At 58.3% G+C, this 20,743-nt stretch carries 14 protein-coding genes; 8 read left to right on the top strand and 6 right to left on the bottom strand.

Annotated elements, in window-relative coordinates; all coding sequences use genetic code 11:
* Positions 1-24: 24 nt before the first annotated feature.
* On the bottom strand, positions 25-246 hold the full coding sequence (cspD, locus tag ACLEXF_RS10725) for a cold shock-like protein CspD (protein ID WP_002896516.1): 222 nt from the start codon (positions 244-246) through the stop codon (positions 25-27).
* A 325-nt stretch (positions 247-571) separates the two neighbouring features.
* Here cspD and clpS point away from each other — a divergent pair, with 325 nt between their 5' ends.
* Entirely contained in the window at positions 572-889 is a 318-nt protein-coding gene (clpS, locus tag ACLEXF_RS10720; RefSeq protein ID WP_109938529.1) for an ATP-dependent Clp protease adapter ClpS, read from the top strand.
* Positions 890-919: 30 nt separating this feature from the next.
* Positions 920-3,199: an ATP-dependent Clp protease ATP-binding subunit ClpA gene (gene clpA, locus ACLEXF_RS10715; protein WP_004201360.1), complete on the top strand. Its 2,280-nt coding sequence runs from the start codon at positions 920-922 to the stop codon at positions 3,197-3,199.
* 123 nt (positions 3,200-3,322) lie between these two features.
* On the opposite strand, the gene infA is transcribed toward clpA, so the two are convergent.
* The 5 genes from infA to trxB form a co-directional block, all read right to left on the bottom strand.
* On the bottom strand, positions 3,323-3,541 hold the full coding sequence (gene infA, locus ACLEXF_RS10710) for a translation initiation factor IF-1 (RefSeq protein WP_001040187.1): 219 nt from the start codon (positions 3,539-3,541) through the stop codon (positions 3,323-3,325).
* 350 nt (positions 3,542-3,891) lie between these two features.
* Positions 3,892-4,596: a leucyl/phenylalanyl-tRNA--protein transferase gene (gene aat, locus ACLEXF_RS10705; protein ID WP_017899435.1), complete on the bottom strand. Its 705-nt coding sequence runs from the start codon at positions 4,594-4,596 to the stop codon at positions 3,892-3,894.
* Between the two features lie 39 nt (positions 4,597-4,635).
* A complete protein-coding gene (cydC, locus tag ACLEXF_RS10700) occupies positions 4,636-6,357 on the bottom strand; it encodes a heme ABC transporter ATP-binding protein/permease CydC (RefSeq protein ID WP_048323528.1) in 1,722 nt (573 codons plus the stop codon).
* On the bottom strand, positions 6,358-8,124 hold the full coding sequence (gene cydD, locus ACLEXF_RS10695) for a heme ABC transporter permease/ATP-binding protein CydD (RefSeq protein ID WP_060656386.1): 1,767 nt from the start codon (positions 8,122-8,124) through the stop codon (positions 6,358-6,360).
* A 114-nt stretch (positions 8,125-8,238) separates the two neighbouring features.
* Positions 8,239-9,207: a thioredoxin-disulfide reductase gene (trxB, locus tag ACLEXF_RS10690; protein WP_043522138.1), complete on the bottom strand. Its 969-nt coding sequence runs from the start codon at positions 9,205-9,207 to the stop codon at positions 8,239-8,241.
* 532 nt (positions 9,208-9,739) lie between these two features.
* Here trxB and lrp point away from each other — a divergent pair.
* The 6 genes from lrp (at position 9,740) to dmsA (ending at position 20,742) form a co-directional block, all read left to right on the top strand.
* The gene (gene lrp / locus ACLEXF_RS10685; protein WP_000228469.1) at positions 9,740-10,234 is read left to right on the top strand and encodes a leucine-responsive transcriptional regulator Lrp; all 495 of its coding nucleotides are present in this window, start codon (positions 9,740-9,742) and stop codon (positions 10,232-10,234) included.
* A 135-nt stretch (positions 10,235-10,369) separates the two neighbouring features.
* A complete protein-coding gene (ftsK, locus tag ACLEXF_RS10680) occupies positions 10,370-14,635 on the top strand; it encodes a DNA translocase FtsK (RefSeq protein ID WP_407259870.1) in 4,266 nt (1,421 codons plus the stop codon).
* Positions 14,636-14,757: 122 nt separating this feature from the next.
* Entirely contained in the window at positions 14,758-15,369 is a 612-nt protein-coding gene (gene lolA / locus ACLEXF_RS10675; protein WP_004201368.1) for an outer membrane lipoprotein chaperone LolA, read from the top strand.
* An 8-nt stretch (positions 15,370-15,377) separates the two neighbouring features.
* Positions 15,378-16,721 carry a replication-associated recombination protein RarA gene (gene rarA, locus ACLEXF_RS10670; RefSeq protein ID WP_004201370.1) on the top strand — a complete coding sequence of 448 codons (1,344 nt, stop codon included), beginning with the start codon at positions 15,378-15,380 and terminating at the stop codon, positions 16,719-16,721.
* Positions 16,722-16,812: 91 nt separating this feature from the next.
* A complete protein-coding gene (gene serS, locus ACLEXF_RS10665; RefSeq protein ID WP_004201371.1) occupies positions 16,813-18,105 on the top strand; it encodes a serine--tRNA ligase in 1,293 nt (430 codons plus the stop codon).
* 198 nt (positions 18,106-18,303) lie between these two features.
* Positions 18,304-20,742 (top strand): dimethylsulfoxide reductase subunit A, encoded by a 2,439-nt coding sequence (gene dmsA, locus ACLEXF_RS10660; protein WP_407259869.1) that lies wholly within the window; start codon positions 18,304-18,306, stop codon positions 20,740-20,742.
* The last annotated feature ends 1 nt before the right edge of the window (position 20,743 follow it).

Here is a 20,743-nt window from a genome sequence, read left to right as displayed (position 1 = left end):
GATGTACACAATGAAGCAAAAGAGTTATGCAGCCGTTTCCGCTTCCACAGGGACGATCACGCTGGCGTGGTTGCCTTTTGGCCCCTGGTGAACATCAAACCGAACGGCTTGTCCGGCTTTTAGCGTTCTGTAACCATCCATCTGGATGGTGGAGTAATGGGCGAAAATGTCTTCGCCGCCGCCCTCAGGGCAGATAAAACCGAACCCTTTGGCATTGTTGAACCACTTAACAGTACCCATTTCCATACTTCGACATCCTTCGTAAATCTTTATTAGTAAGATGGAATGAACCGGTGGTGGAGTGACGAGTTGTTCAATTGCTCGCCAACTCTCGCCACTACAATTTAGAGAAATACGAAAACGCGTCAAGCGATTGAGGAGGGGGAACGGCGAAAAATGCGTCAAAATTTGAAGCAGTTAACGCTATTGCCGGGGAATGTGACAGCCGTCGCGGATAGAAGCGATAGATGATAGTTATCTATGATCTGTTGTAGATTTGTGATGAGCATAACCTCTGGTCATCGACAGGCCTCCGCCTGTTGGCAACAGCAACCGATGATGAACACTGACGATGAGTAAGAGAGATTGGCTGGACTTCGAGCACCTGGTTGACAACGAAGTTCGTGATGCGATTAAACCGCCATCTATGTATAAAGTGATATTGGTCAATGATGACTACACTCCAATGGAGTTTGTTATTGACGTGTTACAAAAATTCTTTTCTTATGATGTTGAACGTGCAACGCAACTGATGCTCACGGTTCACTATGAAGGTAAGGCGATTTGTGGCGTGTTTACCGCGGAAGTGGCGGAGACCAAAGTCGCTATGGTGAATCAGTACGCGAGGGAGAACGAGCATCCATTGCTGTGTACGCTGGAAAAAGCCTGAATTCAGGCATGAAAATTGGGGGAGGTGCCTATGCTCAATCAAGAACTGGAACTCAGTTTAAATATGGCTTTCGCCAGAGCGCGCGAGCACCGTCATGAGTTTATGACCGTCGAGCACTTGCTGCTGGCTCTGCTAAGCAACCCCTCGGCCCGTGAGGCCCTGGAAGCGTGTTCAGTGGACCTGGTGGCATTGCGTCAGGAACTTGAAGCCTTCATCGAACAAACCACACCCGTCCTGCCAGCCACGGAAGAAGAGCGCGACACCCAGCCGACGCTGAGCTTCCAGCGTGTGCTGCAGCGCGCCGTTTTCCACGTGCAATCTTCTGGCCGCAGCGAAGTGACCGGCGCCAACGTGCTGGTGGCCATTTTCAGCGAGCAGGAGTCGCAGGCCGCCTACCTGCTGCGTAAACATGAAGTGAGCCGACTCGATGTGGTGAACTTCATTTCTCATGGTACACGCAAAGATGAGCCGAGCCAGTCTTCCGATAACAGCGGAAGCCAGCCTGGCAATGAAGAGCAAGCCGGCGGGGAGGAACGTATGGAAAACTTCACCACCAACCTCAATCAGCTTGCTCGCGTTGGCGGCATCGATCCCCTGATCGGCCGTGAAAAAGAGCTGGAGCGCGCCATTCAGGTCCTGTGCCGTCGGCGTAAAAATAACCCGCTGCTGGTGGGGGAATCCGGCGTCGGTAAAACCGCCATCGCCGAAGGCCTTGCCTGGCGTATTGTGCAGGGCGATGTGCCGGAAGTCATGGCTGACTGCACCATCTACTCGCTTGATATTGGTTCTCTGCTGGCCGGGACGAAATACCGTGGCGATTTTGAAAAACGCTTTAAAGCGTTGCTGAAACAGCTGGAGCAGGATACCAACAGCATCCTGTTCATTGATGAGATCCACACCATCATCGGTGCGGGAGCGGCGTCTGGCGGCCAGGTCGATGCGGCTAACCTGATCAAACCGCTGCTTTCCAGCGGCAAGATCCGGGTGATTGGCTCCACCACTTACCAGGAGTTCAGCAACATCTTTGAAAAAGATCGTGCGCTGGCCCGCCGTTTCCAGAAAATCGATATTACCGAACCGTCGGTGGAAGAGACCGTCCAGATTATCAACGGCCTGAAGCCGAAGTACGAAGCGCACCACGATGTGCGTTATACCGCCAAGGCGGTGCGTGCGGCGGTTGAGCTGGCGGTGAAATACATTAACGATCGCCATCTGCCGGATAAGGCGATTGACGTGATTGACGAGGCGGGGGCGCGGGCGCGCTTAATGCCGGTCAGCAAGCGTAAGAAAACGGTCAATGTGGCGGATATCGAGTCCGTGGTGGCGCGCATTGCGCGGATCCCTGAGAAGAGCGTCTCCCGCAGCGATCGCGATACGCTGAAAAACCTTGGCGATCGACTGAAAATGTTGGTCTTTGGTCAGGATAAGGCCATCGAGGCGCTGACGGAAGCCATCAAGATGGCGCGCGCCGGGCTGGGCCATGAGCACAAGCCGGTGGGTTCATTCCTGTTCGCCGGGCCGACCGGGGTGGGGAAAACCGAAGTGACCGTGCAGCTGGCGAAGGCGCTGGGTATTGAGCTGCTGCGTTTTGATATGTCCGAATATATGGAACGTCATACCGTCAGTCGTTTAATCGGGGCGCCTCCGGGCTACGTCGGCTTCGACCAGGGCGGGCTGCTGACCGATGCGGTGATTAAACATCCGCATGCGGTGCTGCTGCTCGATGAGATCGAAAAAGCGCATCCGGACGTGTTCAACCTGCTGCTGCAGGTGATGGACAACGGCACGCTGACCGATAACAACGGACGTAAAGCGGACTTCCGCAACGTGGTGCTGGTGATGACTACCAACGCCGGGGTGCGGGAAACCGAGCGTAAATCGATTGGCCTTATCCAGCAGGACAACAGTCCGGACGCAATGGATGAGATCAAGAAGATCTTTACGCCGGAGTTCCGTAACCGTCTCGACAACATCATCTGGTTCGATCACCTCTCCACCACGGTGATCCATCAGGTTGTCGACAAGTTTATCGTCGAGCTGCAGGTTCAGCTGGATCAGAAAGGCGTCTCCCTGGAAGTCAGCCAGGAAGCGCGCGACTGGCTGGCGGAAAAAGGCTACGACCGGGCAATGGGGGCACGTCCAATGGGACGCGTCATTCAGGACAACCTGAAAAAACCGCTGGCGAACGAGCTGCTGTTTGGCTCGCTGGTCGACGGCGGGCAGGTGACGGTCTCTCTGGACAGCGCGAAAAATACGCTGACCTACGACTTCCAGAGCGCGCCGAAGCACAAACCGGAAGCCGCCCATTAAGGCGATATCTTCAATGTAAAAAACCGGCCAGGGGCCGGTTTTTTTTTGCCTGCTGGCGGTAGAAATGAAAAGACCGGGAATTATCCCGGCCTTCAGCATCTGACGCCTTAAGGGCGAAAACAATCAGCGACTACGGAAGACAATGCGGCCTTTGCTCAGGTCGTACGGGGTCAGCTCAACAGTCACTTTGTCGCCCGTCAGAATGCGGATGTAGTTTTTACGCATTTTACCGGAGATATGCGCGGTTACCACGTGACCGTTTTCCAGTTCTACGCGGAACATAGTGTTAGGCAACGTTTCAAGTACGGTGCCCTGCATTTCAATATTGTCTTCTTTGGCCATCTAGTCCTCTGGGGTATCACTACCGTAGTTTTGAACCGGCAAGATAATGCCGAAGTTCATCATGTAAGTAAAGTTTTACGTGTCTACCCTGAATCATTCACCTTGCCGCAAGGCGCGCAGTCAGCACGCCGGCAATGGAAATATGACGGGTATGAATCGCCGAAGTAGTTTTGGCGCATTGCCCGGGACACACACGGCCATGCCGCGTGACAGGCGCAAACGTAAAGGGGAGTGACAGAACGATGGGCGTTATCTGACTCTTATTATTCCCAAACGGCGGCGGGGCAACAGGCAGAAGCTACTCTACCGCGCAATTATACCATCCTGACGCAAAATGTGCTGAAAACATTTTATTGTCCGCCCGGAAATAGCACCCGCGGTACCCAAAATCGCTCGGGCAGACGGTAGCCGCGTAATACTGACAGATAGTCCAGATAATCGCGGCGGGGAATATCCACCGCGCCTAATGATGCGGTATGGTTGTTCAGCACCTGACAGTCAATTAATTTACCGCCGCTCTGCGCAAAGTCCTGGCAAAATACCAGCAGCGCGGTTTTGGAGGCATTTTCCGCCCGGCTGAACATCGACTCGCCGCAAAACAGCGCCCCCTGTGCCACGCCGTACATTCCCCCCACCAGAGTATTCTCCTGCCAGACTTCAATGGAGTGGGCATGCCCCAGTTCATGCAGCTGGTGGTAGGCGCGAACGATGCTGCTGGTTATCCAGGTGCCTTCGTCACGATCGCTGGCGCAGCCCTCTATCACCTCGCCAAAGGCGTGGTTGAGCGTGACGCGGTAGGGCGAACGCTGATGAAAGCGCTTCATGCTGCGGCTGAGATGGAACTGTTCCGGCCAGAGCACCGCCCGGGGATCGGGCGACCACCAGAGGATCGGGTCGCCGGGGGAAAACCAGGGAAAAATACCACGCTGATAGGCCATCAGCAGGCGCGCGGGGCTCAGATCGCCGCCGAGCGCCAGCAGGCCGTTAGGTTCACGCAGGGCGCCTTCCGGAGAAGGGAAGGCGATAGAATGCCGGGAGAGCTGAACCAGACGCATTTTAACCTCAATACGCATCAGCAAAAATTAGATAATAGCCTACAGACGCTGTTTAAACTGGAAGTACCGGCCCTGTTTAGCGAGCAGCTCCGCGTGACTACCTTGCTCAATTATCTGGCCGTTGTCCATGACTATTATCTGATTAAAACGCGCCAGGCCTCGCAGGCGGTGGGTGACCATCAGCACGGTTTTCTCGCGTAAGACTTCCGCCAGCAGATGCAGGATCTGGCTTTCGGTGGCCGCATCCAGACCTTCTGTCGGTTCGTCCAGCAGCATCAGCGGCGCATCGTGGAGCAGCGCACGGGCAATGGCCAGCCGGCGCAGTTCGCCGCCGGAAAGCTGGCGTCCGCCTTCGCCCAGCCAGCCGTTGAGTCCGCCATCTTCCAGCAGTTTTTCCAGGCCTACCTTCTCAAGGGTGGCGCAGAGCAGAGTGTCATCAGCCTCAGGCGCCGCCAGCAGCAGGTTGTCGCGCAGGGTGGCGCTGAACAGGTGCACGCGCTGCGGCACCACGCTCATTGACTGCCGCAGGGTGGCTTCGCTGAGCCCGGACAGCGGCTGGTCGTTGAGCAATATTTCACCCTGTGTCGGATCCCATGCGCGGGTGAGTAACTGCAACAGCGTCGACTTTCCGCAGCCGGTTCGGCCAAGAATAGCAATATGTTCCCCGGCGGCAATCTGCAGGGAGATGTTCTCCAGAGCGGGGGAGGGCTGCTGCGGGTAGCGGAAGGTGACCTGCCTGAAAGCTAAGGCCACCTGCGCAGGCTTGCTGGCCTCGCCCTCGACGAAGGAGACTTCCGGCTGCTGGTCAGTGATCTGCGAGATCCGCAGCGCGGAGGCGATCACCTGACCTAAATGCTGGAAAGCGCCGGTGACGGGCGCCAGGGCTTCGAAAGCCGCCAGGGCGCAGAAGACGAACAGGGCGATCAGCGCCCCGGGCTGGCTGTTGCCGCCGACGCCATCTGAGGCCAGCCAGAGCATGGCCACCACGGCGATACCGCCGATCAACAGCATCAGCGCCTGCGAAAGCGCGGTCAGCTCGGCCTGGCGACGCTGCGCCTCCTGCCAACTGAGCTCGGTCTTTTCCATTTGCGCGCGATAGCGGTCGCTGGCGTTAAACACCATCAGCTCCGCCTGGCCCTGCAGCCAGGCGGTAAGCTGTTGCCGATACTGGCCGCGCAGCTGGGTCATACTCTCTCCGGCCGGTTTACCGGCGCGATAGAACAGCGGCGGCATAACCAGCAGGGTCACCAGCATGATACCGCCGAGCGTTAGCGCGAGGGTGACATCGAGCAGGCTTAATCCGCAGGTCACCACCACAATCACCACCAGCGCGCCGACCAGCGGCGAAATGACCCGCAGGTAGAGATGATCCAGGGTGTCGACGTCGGCTACCACGCGGTTGAGCAGTTCACCCTGGCGAAAGCGCGCCAGCCCCGCCGGAGAGAGGGGGAGTAGTTTGCTGAAGGTGAAGACGCGCAGGTGCTGTAGCACGCGGAAGGTGGCGTCGTGGCTGACCAGACGCTCGAAGTAGCGTCCGGCGGTCCGGATAATCGCTGCGCCGCGAACGCCCGCGGCGGGCAGCATATAGTTAAAACTGTAGATCCCGGCGACGCCCACCACCGCAGAGGCGGAGAGAAACCAGCCGGAGAGCGTCAGCAGGCCGATACTGGCCAGCAGGGTCACAATTGCCAGTACGATGCCGAGCAGCAGCATCCATTTGTGGCGTTTGTACAGTGCCAGATAGGGTAAGAGCGCGCGCATTTAAATCTCCTCCTGACGATGGGCCAGCAGCGCCGAGAAGACCCCGCCGGCGCGGGCCAGCGTGGCGTAGTCGCCTTGTTCGATAATCTGTCCGTCCTGCATCACCCAGACGGCATCCCAGTCCGCCAGTCCCTCAAGCTGATGGGTAACCAGCAGCGTGGTTTGCTGGGTGGAGGCGTGGGTCAATGCCTGCATGACCCGTTGTTCGCTGTGGGCGTCGAGGCTGGCGGCGGGTTCATCCAGCAGCAGCAGGCGGCACGGCACCAACAGCGCGCGGGCGACCGCGATACGCTGCGCCTGGCCGACCGACAGACGGCCCGCCTGATCGCCCACGGCGGTATGGATCCCATCCGGCAGCAGAGCGATAAACTCGCTCACCCAGGCCTTGTCCAGCGCCAGTCGAAGCTGGGCATCGCTGGCTTCCGGCCACGCCAGCAGCACATTTTCCCGCAGCGTGGCGGCAGGAAGCTGGGGATTCTGCCCCACCCAGCTTAACAGGCGACGCCAGCGATCGGCGTCCAGCTCGCGCAGCTCCACGCCATTGACCTTCAGCGAACCCTCATAGGGCAAAAAGCCGAGCAGGGTGTTCAGCAGTGAACTTTTCCCTGAGCCGCTCTGCCCCACCAGCACCACCCGCGCGCCTGCAGGCAGTGAAAAGGTCAGCGGCCCGGCGAGGACTTTCCCTTCGGGAGATTTGATCAGCAGATCGCGCGCTTCCACGCCAATCAGATCGTTGTCATTTAAGGTTTTTTCGCCACGCTCCACCTGGGTCAGCGGGGTTTCCATAAACGTTTTCAGGCTGTCTGCGGCGCCCACGGCCTGGGCTTTGGCATGGTAGAAGGTGCCCAGGTCACGTAACGGCTGGAAAAATTCCGGGGCGAGGATCAGCGTCAGGAAGCCCGCCATCAGCGTGACGCCCGCGCCATAGTGGCCGAAGTTCAGCTCGCCAAGGTATGAGAAGCCAAAATAGACCGCCACCAGCGCAATGGAGAGCGAGGTGAAAAATTCCAGTACCCCGGAGGAGAGGAACGCCAGGCGCAGGACTTCCATGGTGCGTTGGCGAAAATCCTGCGAGGCGTCGCGAATATTATCGATTTCTGCCTGACCGCGGTGAAAAATACGCAAGGTTTCCATGCCGCGCAGGCGGTCGAGGAAGTGGCCGCTGAGGCGGGCCAGCGCCTGGAAATTACGCCGGTTGGCATCGGCGGCGCCCATCCCAACCAGGGCCATGAACAGGGGGATCAGCGGCGCAGTGCCGAGGAGGATCAGCGCGGCGGCCCAGTTTATCGGGAAAATAGTGATAACGATCAGCAGCGGCACGCAGGCCGCCAGCGTCATTTGCGGCAGGTAGCGGGCATAATAATCGTGCATATCATCGATCTGCTCGAGGATAAGCGTTGCCCAACTGCCGGCCGGTTTGCCCTGGATCCACGCCGGGCCCGCCTGCTGGAGGCGGTCGAGCACCTGGCGGCGAATTTCATAGCGAATATGCTGCCCGGCCTGAAAGCCGACCCGTTCACGCAGCCAGACCACCCAGGCGCGCAGCACAAAGGTCAGCACCAGCAGGGTTAGCGGCAGCAGCAGGGCGGTCGCAGGAATATTCTCCATCACCATCCGATGCAGGATCCGCGCCAGGAACCAGGCCTGCGCCACGATCAGCAGACCGCTCGCCACGCCAAGGAGGCGGGAAATCATCAACCAGCGACGGGAGATAATGCTTTGCTGTTTTAACCAGCGGGTTAACTCTTGTTGACGGGTTTTATTCATTGCGCGCTTTGCAGGTGTCGTTATCGGAATATTGGGCACGGCAATGTTACATCGCGGCAAAAATAAAGGCGACTTTTCGTCGCCTTCTTTACCTTTGTTACTGACTTGTAAAGATTATTTGCAGGCGTCAGCCAGACCGTCGAGGTAACGTTCAGCGTCCAGCGCCGCCATGCAGCCGGTGCCGGCGGAGGTGATAGCCTGACGATAAATATGGTCCATGACATCGCCGGCGGCGAACACGCCCGGGATGCTGGTCTGGGTCGCATTGCCATGGATACCGGACTGCACTTTGATGTAGCCGTTCTCCAGCTCCAGCTGACCTTCAAAGATGGCGGTGTTCGGGCTGTGGCCGATGGCGACAAACAGACCGGCTACTTCCAGGGACTCGACGTTGTCGCTGTTTTTGGTATCGCGCAGACGCAGGCCGCTGACGCCCATCTGGTCGCCGGTCACCTCTTCGAGGGTGCGATCGGTATGCAGCACGATGTTGCCGCTTTCCACTTTGTCCATCAGGCGTTTGATGAGGATTTTTTCCGCACGGAAGGAATCGCGACGGTGGATGAGGTGTACCTCAGAGGCGATGTTTGACAGATACAGAGCCTCTTCAACCGCGGTGTTGCCGCCGCCGATCACCGCCACTTTCTGGTTGCGATAGAAGAATCCGTCACAGGTGGCGCAGGCGGAAACGCCGCGGCCCTTGAAGGCTTCTTCGGAAGGCAGGCCCAGGTAACGGGCGGAAGCGCCGGTGGCGATAATCAACGCGTCACAGGTGTATTCGCCGCTGTCGCCGGTCAGACGGAACGGCCGGTTTTGCAGATCGACGCGGCTGATATGGTCGAAAATAATCTCGGTTTCAAATTTCGCGGCATGCTCGTGCATGCGCTCCATCAGCAGCGGACCGGTCAAATCGTTCGGATCGCCTGGCCAGTTTTCCACTTCCGTCGTGGTGGTCAGCTGACCGCCTTTTTCCATCCCGGTGATCAGCACCGGCTGCAGGTTGGCGCGTGCGGCATAGACCGCCGCGGTGTATCCCGCAGGTCCAGAACCAAGGATAAGCAGTTTACTGTGTTTGGCTGTGCCCATGAGATCCCCATAATAATTGGCATACATTGGGCTGGGATTGTAGGGAATTTGTTGTCGTAAAAAAAGAGCGCAGCGATTTTGTTAACGATGTGTGCAATAGAAGCGGCCGATGAATTGGCGATTTTCCCGGCAAGGAATATAACTATTTCTACTGTTGGCGGGACAATTATAAGACGAAAAAATGAGAATCAACCAGGGTAGATGATGAATATCTGGCATCTTGTACTAAAAATCGATGTTTTGCTTTGACAATCCCCTGTGCTTTTGCGAAAACATTCAAGGAAGAAGAAAAGCAGTATTTGGCGTGCGGCGAATTTTCATGCACGCAAATGCCATTTTTATCCGGGTCAACGAAATCTACGCATGGTGTGGACAGACGCCATGCGTGATGTCGGTGACTGCCGTCAGGCAACGGGCTTCTCACGTACCCCTGGGTTACCCAATGTCGTACGGGTAATAACAGGATGGGCTCTGGCAGTGAAGGCACAGAGCCGGAACAGGAGTAGGGAAGGAATACAGAGAGACAATAATAATGGTAGATAGCAAGAAGCGCCCTGGCAAAGATCTCGACCGCATTGATCGTAACATCCTGAATGAATTGCAAAAAGATGGGCGAATTTCTAACGTCGAGCTTTCTAAACGGGTGGGACTTTCTCCGACGCCTTGCCTTGAGCGTGTGCGTCGTCTTGAAAGACAGGGTTTTATTCAGGGCTATACGGCGCTGCTCAACCCGCATTATCTGGATGCATCACTTCTGGTATTTGTTGAGATTACTCTGAATCGTGGCGCACCGGATGTGTTTGAGCAATTTAACGCCGCAGTGCAAAAACTTGAAGAAATTCAAGAGTGTCATCTGGTTTCCGGTGATTTCGACTATCTGTTGAAAACCCGCGTACCGGATATGTCAGCGTATCGTAAATTACTGGGCGAGACCTTGCTGCGCCTGCCGGGCGTTAACGACACCCGTACCTATGTGGTAATGGAAGAAGTCAAGCAAAGTAATCGTCTGGTTATTAAGACGCGCTAACACGGAACAGGTGCAAACTCGACGTAGTTTGATTACACTCCTGTTAATCCATACAGCAACAGTGCCGGGGAGACCCGGCGCTGTTGTCCGTTTTAGCAGCAGGCAGGAAACAGCCTGATACCTGGAGAGCCTTTCTTGAGCCAGGAATACACCGAAGACAAAGAAGTCAAACTTACCAAACTCAGCAGCGGGCGCCGACTCCTCGAGGCGATGCTCATCCTTTGCTCCCTCTTCGCCATCTGGCTGATGGCGGCATTACTGAGCTTTAACCCCTCGGACCCAAGCTGGTCGCAAACGGCATGGCATGAGCCTATCCATAATTTAGGCGGCGCCCCCGGCGCGTGGCTTGCCGATACCCTCTTTTTCATTTTTGGCGTCATGGCCTACACCATCCCGGTGATCATCATCGGCGGATGCTGGTTTGCCTGGCGGCATCAGGAAAATGACGAATATATTGATTATTTCGCCGTTTCGCTGCGCCTCATCGGTGCGTTAGCCCTGATCCTGACCTCCTGCGGTCTGGCGGCGATTAATGCCGATGATATCTGGTACTTCGCCTCTGGCGGGGTGATTGGCAGCCTGCTCAGCACCACCCTGCAACCGCTGCTGCACAGCAGCGGCGGCACCATCGCGCTGTTGTGCATCTGGGCGGCCGGCCTGACGCTGTTTACCGGCTGGTCGTGGGTCAGCATTGCGGAAAAACTGGGCGGAGGCATCCTGTCCGTACTCACCTTTGCCAGCAATCGTACCCGTCGGGATGATACCTGGGTCGATGAAGGCGAATACGAAGACGACGATGAAGAGTACGACGACGAAGAGGCGGCAACCCCCCAGGAGTCGCGTCGCGCCCGTATCTTGCGCAGCGCACTGGCGCGGCGTAAACGTCTCGCTGAGAAGTTTACCAACCCCATGGGGCGTAAAACCGACGCGGCGCTTTTCTCCGGCAAACGGATGGATGACGGGGAAGAGGCAGTGCAGTACAGCGCCAGCGGTGCGCCTGTTGCCGCCGACGATGTACTGTTTTCCGGCGCCAGCGCCGCGCGTCCCGCCGAGAATGATGTGTTGTTCTCCGGCGCCAGCGCCGCGCGCCCGGGCGATTACGACCCTTACGATCCGTTGCTGAACGGCCAGAGTATCGCTGAGCCGGTGGGCGCAGCGGCGGCGGCCACTGCCGCGCCGCAGCCGTGGGCCGAATCACCGGCTGGTCATCAGGGCGCTGCGCCGGTTTATCAGCCGGAAGCTGGTTACCCGCCGCAGCCCTACCAGCCAGAGCCGGCACCGTATCAGCAGCCTGCTTATGCTCCTCATGCCGGTCAGCCGGCACCGCAGGCGTATCAGCCTGAGCCAGTGCAGTATCAGCAGCCGGTTTACGATCCGTATGCCGGCCAGCCTGCGCCGCAGGGGTATCAACCCGAGCCTGCGCCGTATCAGCAGCCGGTTTACGATCCGTATGCCGGTCAGCCTGCGCCGCAGGGGTATCAACCCGAGCCTGTGCCGTATCAGCAGCCGACTTACGATCCGCATGCCGTCCAGCCGGCACCGCAGGCGTATCAGCCTGAGCCAGTGCCGTATCAGCAGCCGGTTTACGATCCGCATGCCGTCCAGCCTGCGCCGCAGGGGTATCAGCCAGAGCCGGCGCCGTATCAGCAGCCGGTTTACGATCCACATGTTGCTCAGCCTGCGCCGCAGGGGTATCAGCCAGAGCCGGCGCCGTATCAGCAGCCGGTTTACGATCCACATGTTGCTCAGCCTGCGCCGCAGGGCTATCAACCCGAGCCTGCGCCGTATCAGCAGCCGGCTTACGATCCGCATGCCGGTCAGCCTGCGCCGCAGGCGTATCAGCCTGAGCCCGCGCCGGTACCTGCCGCGCAGCCAGAGCCTGAGGTCGTGCAGGAAGAAGTGAAACGTCCGCCGCTCTATTATTTCGAGGAAGTGGAAGAGAAGCGGGCGCGCGAACGCGAGCTGCTGGCTTCCTGGTATCAGCCTATTCCGGAGCCGGAAAGTCCGATCGCCACCAAACCGCTGACGCCGCCCGCCTCGCCGTCCAAACCGCCCGTGGAGTCAACCGTAGTTTCTGCGGTGGCGGCAGGAGTGCATCAGGCAACGGCTGCCAGCGGCGGCGCAGCCGCTGCGAAGACGGCGACCGCCGCGGCCGCAGCGACAGCGCCATTGTTCAGCCCGGCCTCCAGCGGACCGCGGGTCCAGGTGAAAGAGGGCATTGGTCCAAAACTACCGCGGCCAAATCGCGTTCGCGTCCCGACGCGTCGGGAACTGGCCTCCTACGGCATCAAGCTACCGTCGCAGCGGGAAGCTGAACAGCGCGCGCGGCAGGCCGAGCGCGACCCCCATTATGATGATGAGCTGCTCTCGGATGAGGAAGCGGATGCTATGGAGCAGGATGAGCTGGCTCGCCAGTTCGCCGCCACTCAACAGCAGCGCTATGGCCATCGCTGGGAAGACGATAACGCGACTGATGACGATGACGCCGATGCCGCGGCGGAAGCGGAGCTGGCGCGCCAGTTTGCCGCCACCCAGCAGCAGCGCTACGCCTCCGAGCAGCCGCCGGGCGCTAATCCGTTCTCGCCGGCGGATTATGAATTCTCGCCGATGAAAACGCTGGTCAATGAGGGTCCGAGCGAGCCGCTGTTTACGCCGACACCGGAAGTACAGCCGCAGCAGCCAGCCCAGCACTATCAACAACCAGCCGCCGCTCCGCAGCAGGGTTATCAACCTGCGCAGCACCAGCCGGTACACCCTCAGCCAGTGCCGCAGCAGCCTTACCAGACTGCGCCGCAGCCCGTGCAGCAGCAACAGCCGGTTGCCCCACAGGGGCACCAGCCTGCCGCGCCTGCGCCGCAGGAGAGCCTGATCCACCCGCTGCTGATGCGCAATGGCGATAGTCGACCGCTGCAAAAGCCGACAACGCCGCTGCCGTCGCTGGATCTGCTCACGCCGCCGCCCAGTGAAGTCGAGCCGGTCGATACCTTTGCTCTTGAGCAGATGGCACGACTGGTGGAAGCGCGACTCGCCGATTTCCGCATTAAAGCGGATGTGGTGAACTACTCGCCGGGGCCGGTGATCACCCGCTTCGAACTGAATCTGGCGCCTGGCGTCAAAGCGGCGCGAATCTCTAACCTGTCACGGGATCTGGCGCGTTCGCTGTCCACGGTCGCCGTGCGCGTGGTGGAAGTGATCCCGGGTAAACCGTATGTCGGGCTTGAGCTGCCGAATAAAAAGCGCCAGACCGTCTACCTGCGTGAAGTGCTCGACAACAGCAAGTTCCGTGATAACCCGTCGCCGCTGACCGTGGTGCTGGGTAAAGACATCGCCGGCGATCCGGTGGTGGCCGATCTGGCGAAAATGCCGCACCTGCTGGTGGCCGGTACCACCGGTTCCGGTAAGTCAGTCGGCGTCAACGCCATGATCCTCAGCATGCTCTACAAAGCGCAGCCGGAAGATGTGCGTTTCATTATGATCGACCCGAAAATGCTCGAGCTGTCGGTCTACGAAGGTATTCCGCATCTGCTGACGGAAGTGGTCACCGACATGAAAGACGCCGCCAATGCGCTGCGCTGGAGCGTCAACGAGATGGAGCGTCGCTACAAGCTAATGTCGGCGCTGGGCGTACGTAATCTGGCGGGCTATAACGAGAAGATTGCTGAAGCGGCGCGCATGGGCCGTCCGATCCCGGATCCATACTGGAAGCCAGGCGACAGTATGGACGCCGTGCACCCGGTACTGGAAAAGCTGCCGTACATAGTGGTGCTGGTGGACGAATTCGCCGACCTGATGATGACCGTCGGTAAGAAGGTGGAAGAGCTGATCGCTCGCCTGGCGCAGAAAGCGCGTGCGGCGGGGATCCACCTGGTGCTGGCGACGCAGCGTCCGTCGGTGGATGTCATTACCGGTCTGATTAAGGCCAACATTCCGACGCGTATCGCCTTTACCGTGTCGAGTAAAATTGACTCGCGTACCATTCTCGATCAGGGCGGTGCGGAATCGCTGCTCGGGATGGGGGATATGCTCTACTCCGGGCCGAACTCCACCACGCCGGTGCGCGTCCATGGGGCGTTTGTTCGCGATCAGGAAGTCCACGCTGTGGTTCAGGACTGGAAAGCCCGCGGTCGTCCGCAGTATGTTGACGGCATTACCTCCGACAGCGAAAGCGAAGGCGGCGGCGGCGGTTTCGACGGCGGTGAAGAGCTGGATCCGCTGTTCGATCAGGCGGTCAGCTTTGTGACCGAGAAGCGTAAAGCGTCGATTTCCGGGGTGCAGCGCCAGTTCCGCATTGGCTATAACCGTGCCGCGCGTATCATCGAACAGATGGAAGCGCAGGGCATTGTCAGCGAGCAGGGCCATAACGGTAACCGCGAAGTGCTGGCGCCGCCGCCCTTTGAATGAGTGCAAAGTTGGGTAAATAAGCGCAAAATCAGCCAATTCTTCTGTCCCGCCGCCGTCGGCGGTCCTACATTAGGGGCAGAAGAGGCTCCCGCGTCGGGAGTGACGCACATTAAGGAAGAACAATGAAAAAACTCGCAATCACCTGTGCATTACTGTCTGGTATGGTCGTCAGCCAGGTCTGGGCAGATGCGGCCAGTGACTTAAAAAGCCGTCTTGATAAAGTGAGCAGCTTCCATGCCAGCTTCACGCAAAAAGTCACCGACGGCAGCGGCAACGCCGTGCAGGACGGACAGGGCGACCTGTGGGTAAAACGCCCGAATCTGTTTAACTGGCATATGACCCAGCCGGATGAGAGCGTCCTCGTTTCGGATGGTAAAACCCTGTGGTTCTATAACCCGTTCGTCGAGCAGGCCACGGCGACCTGGCTGAAAGACGCCACCAGCAACACGCCGTTTATGCTGATTGCCCGCAACCAGTCCAGCGACTGGCAGCAGTACAATATCAAACAAAACGGCGATGATTTTGTGCTGACGCCGAAAAGCGGCAGCGGCAACCTGAAGCAGTTCACGATCAACGTCGGTCGGGACGGCACCATCCATCAGTTCAGCGCCGTCGAGCAGGACGATCAGCGCAGCAGCTATCAGCTGAAATCGCAGCAGAACGGCGCCGTCGACGCATCTAAGTTCACCTTTACGCCGCCGAAAGGGGTGACGGTGGACGATCAACGTAAGTAGAGGCGAAAGTGAGCAATCTGTCGCTCGATTTTTCCGACAACGCGTTTCAACCTCTGGCCGCTCGCATGCGGCCAGAAAATTTAGCGCAGTATATTGGCCAGCAGCACCTGCTGGCGCCGGGCAAACCCCTGCCGCGGGCGATCGAAGCCGGGCACCTGCATTCGATGATCCTCTGGGGGCCGCCGGGTACCGGCAAGACTACCCTGGCGGAAGTTATCGCCCGTTATGCCAGCGCCGATGTCGAAAGGATCTCGGCGGTGACCTCCGGGGTGAAAGAGATCCGCGAGGCCATTGAGCGCGCGCGGCAGAATCGCAACGCCGGCCGACGAACGATTCTGTTTGTTGACGAAGTGCATCGCTTCAATAAAAGCCAGCAGGATGCCTTTCTGCCGCATATTGAAGATGGCACTATCACTTTTATTGGCGCGACCACCGAAAACCCTTCCTTTGAGCTTAACTCAGCGCTGCTCTCCCGCGCCCGCGTCTATTTACTGAAATCGCTCACTACCGACGATATCGAGCGGGTGCTTGACCAGGCGATGAACGATAAAACCCGCGGCTACGGCGGCCAGGATATCGTTTTGCCGGATGAGACCCGCAGGGCCATCGCCGAACTGGTAAACGGCGACGCGCGGCGGGCGCTGAATACCCTGGAAATGATGGCCGATATGGCCGAGAGCGATGATGCGGGCAAGCGGGTGCTGAAGGCGGAACTGCTGACCGAGATCGCCGGCGAGCGCAGCGCGCGCTTTGATAATAAAGGCGACCGTTTCTACGATTTGATTTCCGCCCTGCATAAGTCGGTGCGCGGTAGCGCGCCGGACGCGGCGCTTTACTGGTACGCGCGGATCATCACCGCCGGGGGCGATCCGCTGTATGTTGCCCGCCGTTGTCTGGCGATTGCCTCGGAAGACGTCGGCAACGCCGACCCGCGGGCGATGCAGGTGGCCATATCGGCGTGGGACTGCTTCACCCGCGTCGGGCCGGCGGAAGGCGAACGGGCGATTGCCCAGGCTATTGTCTATCTGGCCTGCGCGCCGAAGAGCAATGCGGTCTACACCGCCTTTAAAGCGGCGCTGGCCGATGCGCGAGACCGTCCGGACTATGACGTTCCGGTGCATCTGCGCAATGCGCCGACGAAGCTGATGAAAGAGATGGGCTACGGGCAGGAGTATCGCTACGCTCATGACGAACCTAACGCCTACGCCGCCGGCGAGCAGTACTTCCCGCAGGAAATGGCGCAAACGCGCTATTATCACCCGACAAACCGGGGGCTTGAGGGCAAAATTGGCGAAAAGCTCGCCTGGCTCGCTGAACAGGATCAAAATAGCCCGATAAAACGCTACCGCTAATTGAGGCGTTGCGGTAAGGTTATTACACTATTTCCGTGGCCGTAGCCTGCGGCCACTTTTCTTTTTTTAATTCGATAAGCACAGGATAAGCATGCTCGATCCCAATCTGCTGCGTACCGAGCCAGACGCAGTCGCAGAAAAACTGGCACGCCGGGGCTTTAAGCTGGATGTAGATAAACTTCGCGCGCTTGAAGAGCGTCGTAAAGTTCTGCAGGTGCAAACGGAAAACCTGCAGGCGGAGCGCAACTCCCGATCGAAATCCATTGGCCAGGCGAAAGCGCGCGGGGAAGACATCGAGCCATTACGCCTGGAAGTGAACAAACTCGGCGAACAGCTGGATGCCGCAAAATCCGAGCTGGAAGCGCTGCTGGCGGAAATCCGCGATATCGCGCTGGCGATCCCGAATATTCCTCACGATGACGTGCCGGTTGGCCGTGACGAAAACGACAACGTTGAAGTCAGCCGCTGGGGCACGCCGCGCCAGTTCGATTTTGACGTGCGCGATCACGTGACGCTGGGTGAAATGCACGGCGGGCTGGATTTTGCCGCCGCCGTTAAGCTCACCGGTTCGCGCTTCGTGGTGATGAAAGGCCAGCTGGCCCGTCTGCACCGCGCCCTGGCGCAGTTCATGCTGGATCTGCACACTGAACAGCATGGCTATAGCGAAAACTATGTCCCGTACCTGGTAAACCAGGACACCCTGTATGGCACCGGCCAGCTGCCGAAATTCGCCGGCGACCTGTTCCATACTCGCCCGCTGGAAGAAGAGGCTGACAGCAGCAACTACGCGCTGATCCCGACGGCGGAAGTGCCGCTGACCAACCTGGTGCGTGATGAAATTATCGATGAAGACGATCTGCCGATCAAAATGACCGCCCATACGCCGTGCTTCCGTTCCGAAGCGGGTTCTTATGGTCGCGACACCCGCGGTCTGATCCGTATGCACCAGTTCGATAAAGTTGAGATGGTGCAGATTGTCCGTCCGGAAGACTCCATGGCGGCGCTGGAAGAGATGACCGGCCACGCCGAGAAAGTGCTGCAGCTGCTGGGCCTGCCGTACCGTAAGGTCGCGCTGTGCACCGGCGATATGGGCTTCAGCGCCTGCAAAACCTATGACCTCGAAGTGTGGGTTCCGGCGCAGAACACCTACCGTGAGATCTCTTCCTGCTCTAACGTCTGGGATTTCCAGGCGCGTCGTATGCAGGCTCGCTGCCGTAGCAAGTCCGACAAGAAGACCCGTCTCGTTCATACCCTGAATGGTTCTGGCCTGGCGGTTGGTCGTACGCTGGTGGCGCTGATGGAAAACTATCAGCAGGCCGATGGCCGTATCGAGATCCCGGAAATCCTGCGCCCGTATATGCGCGGCCTCGAATATATCGGTTAATTTTTACCATCTCCCTTAAAAGCGCCTGCGGGCGCTTTTTTTACACCCTTATTGATACCGGGCAATAATCCCTTCCGCGAATGCAGTGATACTCCCTTTGGATTAAATCAGCATAAAAAACCAATAATATTTCAAAGCATTATATATATGACTATATAGCGCTTATCAGTTTATTGTGAGCAACCAAAGCGAGTATCCATGAAAATTAAAGCCCCCGATGCTTTACTGGCTGCTGAGGTAAGCCGCCGTGGTCTGATGAAAACCACGGCAATAGGCGGCCTGGCGCTGGCCAGCAACGCACTAACGTTACCCTTTTCCCGTATGGCCCATGCCGCCGACACGCCAGCCCCGGCCAGTGAGAAGGTGGTCTGGAGCGCATGCACCGTCAACTGCGGTAGCCGCTGCCCGCTGCGCATGCACGTGGTGGATGGCGCGATTAAATACGTTGAAACCGATAATACCGGTGACGATAACTATGACGGCCTGCATCAGGTGCGCGCCTGCCTGCGCGGACGTTCTATGCGCCGCCGGGTTTATAACCCCGATCGGCTGAAATATCCCATGAAGCGCGTAGGTAAACGCGGTGAGGGTAAATTCGAGCAAATCAGCTGGGAAGAGGCTTTCGATATCATCGCCAGCACGACGCAGCGGCTGATTAAAGACTACGGCAACGAGTCCATCTATCTGAACTACGGCACCGGCACGCTGGGTGGCACGCTGACCCGCTCCTGGCCGCCGGGGAAAACCCTGATTGCCCGTCTGATGAACTGCTGCGGCGGGTATCTCAATCATTACGGCGACTATTCATCCGCGCAGATTGCTGCCGGGTTGAATTACACCTACGGCGGTTGGGCAGATGGCAACAGTCCGTCGGATATTGAAAACAGCCAGCTGGTAGTGCTGTTCGGCAACAACCCCGGGGAAACGCGGATGAGCGGCGGCGGGGTGACCTACTATCTTGAGCAGGCGCGCCAGAAATCCAATGCCAGGATGATCATTATCGATCCGCGCTATACCGACACCGGCGCCGGACGCGAAGATGAATGGATCCCGATTCGCCCCGGCACCGATGCGGCGCTGGTATCGGGTCTGGCGTGGGTGATGATCACCGAGAATCTGGTCGATCAGCCGTTCCTCGATAAATACTGCGTGGGATACGACGAGAAAACGCTGCCCGCCGGTGCGCCAGCCAATGGTCATTACAAAGCTTACATTCTTGGCGAGGGCACTGACGGTATCGCCAAAACGCCGGAGTGGGCCTCGACCATTACCGGTATTCCGCGCGAACGCATTGTTAAACTGGCGCGGGAAATTGCCACCGCTAAACCGGCCTATATCAGCCAGGGCTGGGGGCCGCAGCGTCATGCCAACGGCGAAATCGCCACCCGGGCTATCGCGATGCTCGCCATTCTGACCGGTAACGTCGGGATCAACGGCGGCAATAGCGGCGCGCGCGAGGGCTCCTACAGCCTGCCGTTTGAACGTATGCCGACGCTGGAGAATCCGGTTCAGACCAGCATCTCGATGTTTATGTGGACCGATGCGATTGAGCGCGGTCCGGAAATGACCGCCCTGCGCGATGGGGTGCGTGGCAAAGATAAGCTCGATGTGCCGATCAAAATGATCTGGAACTATGCGGGCAATTGCCTGATCAATCAGCACTCTGAGATCAACCGCACCCACGAAATCCTGCAGGACGATAAGAAGTGCGAGATGATTGTGGTCATCGACTGCCATATGACCTCGTCAGCGAAATACGCCGATATTCTGCTGCCGGACTGCACCGCCTCTGAGCAGATGGATTTTGCGCTGGATGCCTCCTGCGGCAACATGTCCTACGTCATTTTTGCCGACCAGGCCATCAAGCCGCGTTTCGAATGTAAAACCATCTATGAGATGACCAGCGAGCTGGCGAAGCGCCTTGGCGTCGAGGAGAAATTTACCGAAGGCCGTACCCAGGAAGGCTGGATGCGCTATCTGTATGAGCAGTCGCGCAAAGCGATTCCAGACCTGCCGGATTTCGACACCTTCCGTCAGCAGGGCATCTATAAGCAGCGCGATCCGCAAGGTCATCATGTGGCCTACAAAGCCTTCCGTGAGGATCCGCAGGCTAATCCGCTGACCACGCCTTCGGGCAAGATCGAAATTTACTCGCAGGATCTGGCGAAAATCGCCGCCACCTGGGAGCTGCCGGAAGGGGATGTTATCGATCCGCTGCCGATCTACACCCCGGGTTTCGAAAACTATAACGATCCGATGACAGCGAAATACCCGCTACAGCTCACCGGTTTCCACTATAAATCTCGCGTCCACTCGACCTACGGCAACGTCGATGTACTGAAGGCCGCCTGCCGGCAGGAGATGTGGATTAACCCGATCGATGCCCGCCAGCGCGGCATTGCCAACGGCGATCGCATTCGTATCTTCAACGACCGTGGGGAAGTGCATATCGAAGCGAAGGTGACGCCGCGCATGATGCCGGGCGTCGTCGCGCTGGGGGAAGGGGCCTGGTATAACCCGGATGCCGCGCGCGTGGATCAGGCGGGCAGCATTAACGTACTGACCACCCAGCGCCCCTCGCCACTGGCGAAGGGAAACCCGTCGCATACCAACCTCGTCCAGGTTGAGAAGCTGTAAG

The sequence above is a fragment of the Klebsiella pneumoniae complex sp. WS1778 genome (assembly GCF_049472055.1).
Classification (GTDB): Bacteria; Pseudomonadota; Gammaproteobacteria; order Enterobacterales; family Enterobacteriaceae; genus Klebsiella; species Klebsiella quasipneumoniae.
Note: the sequence above shows the minus strand (reverse complement) of the source record. Positions and strands in the feature narration are given on the sequence as shown.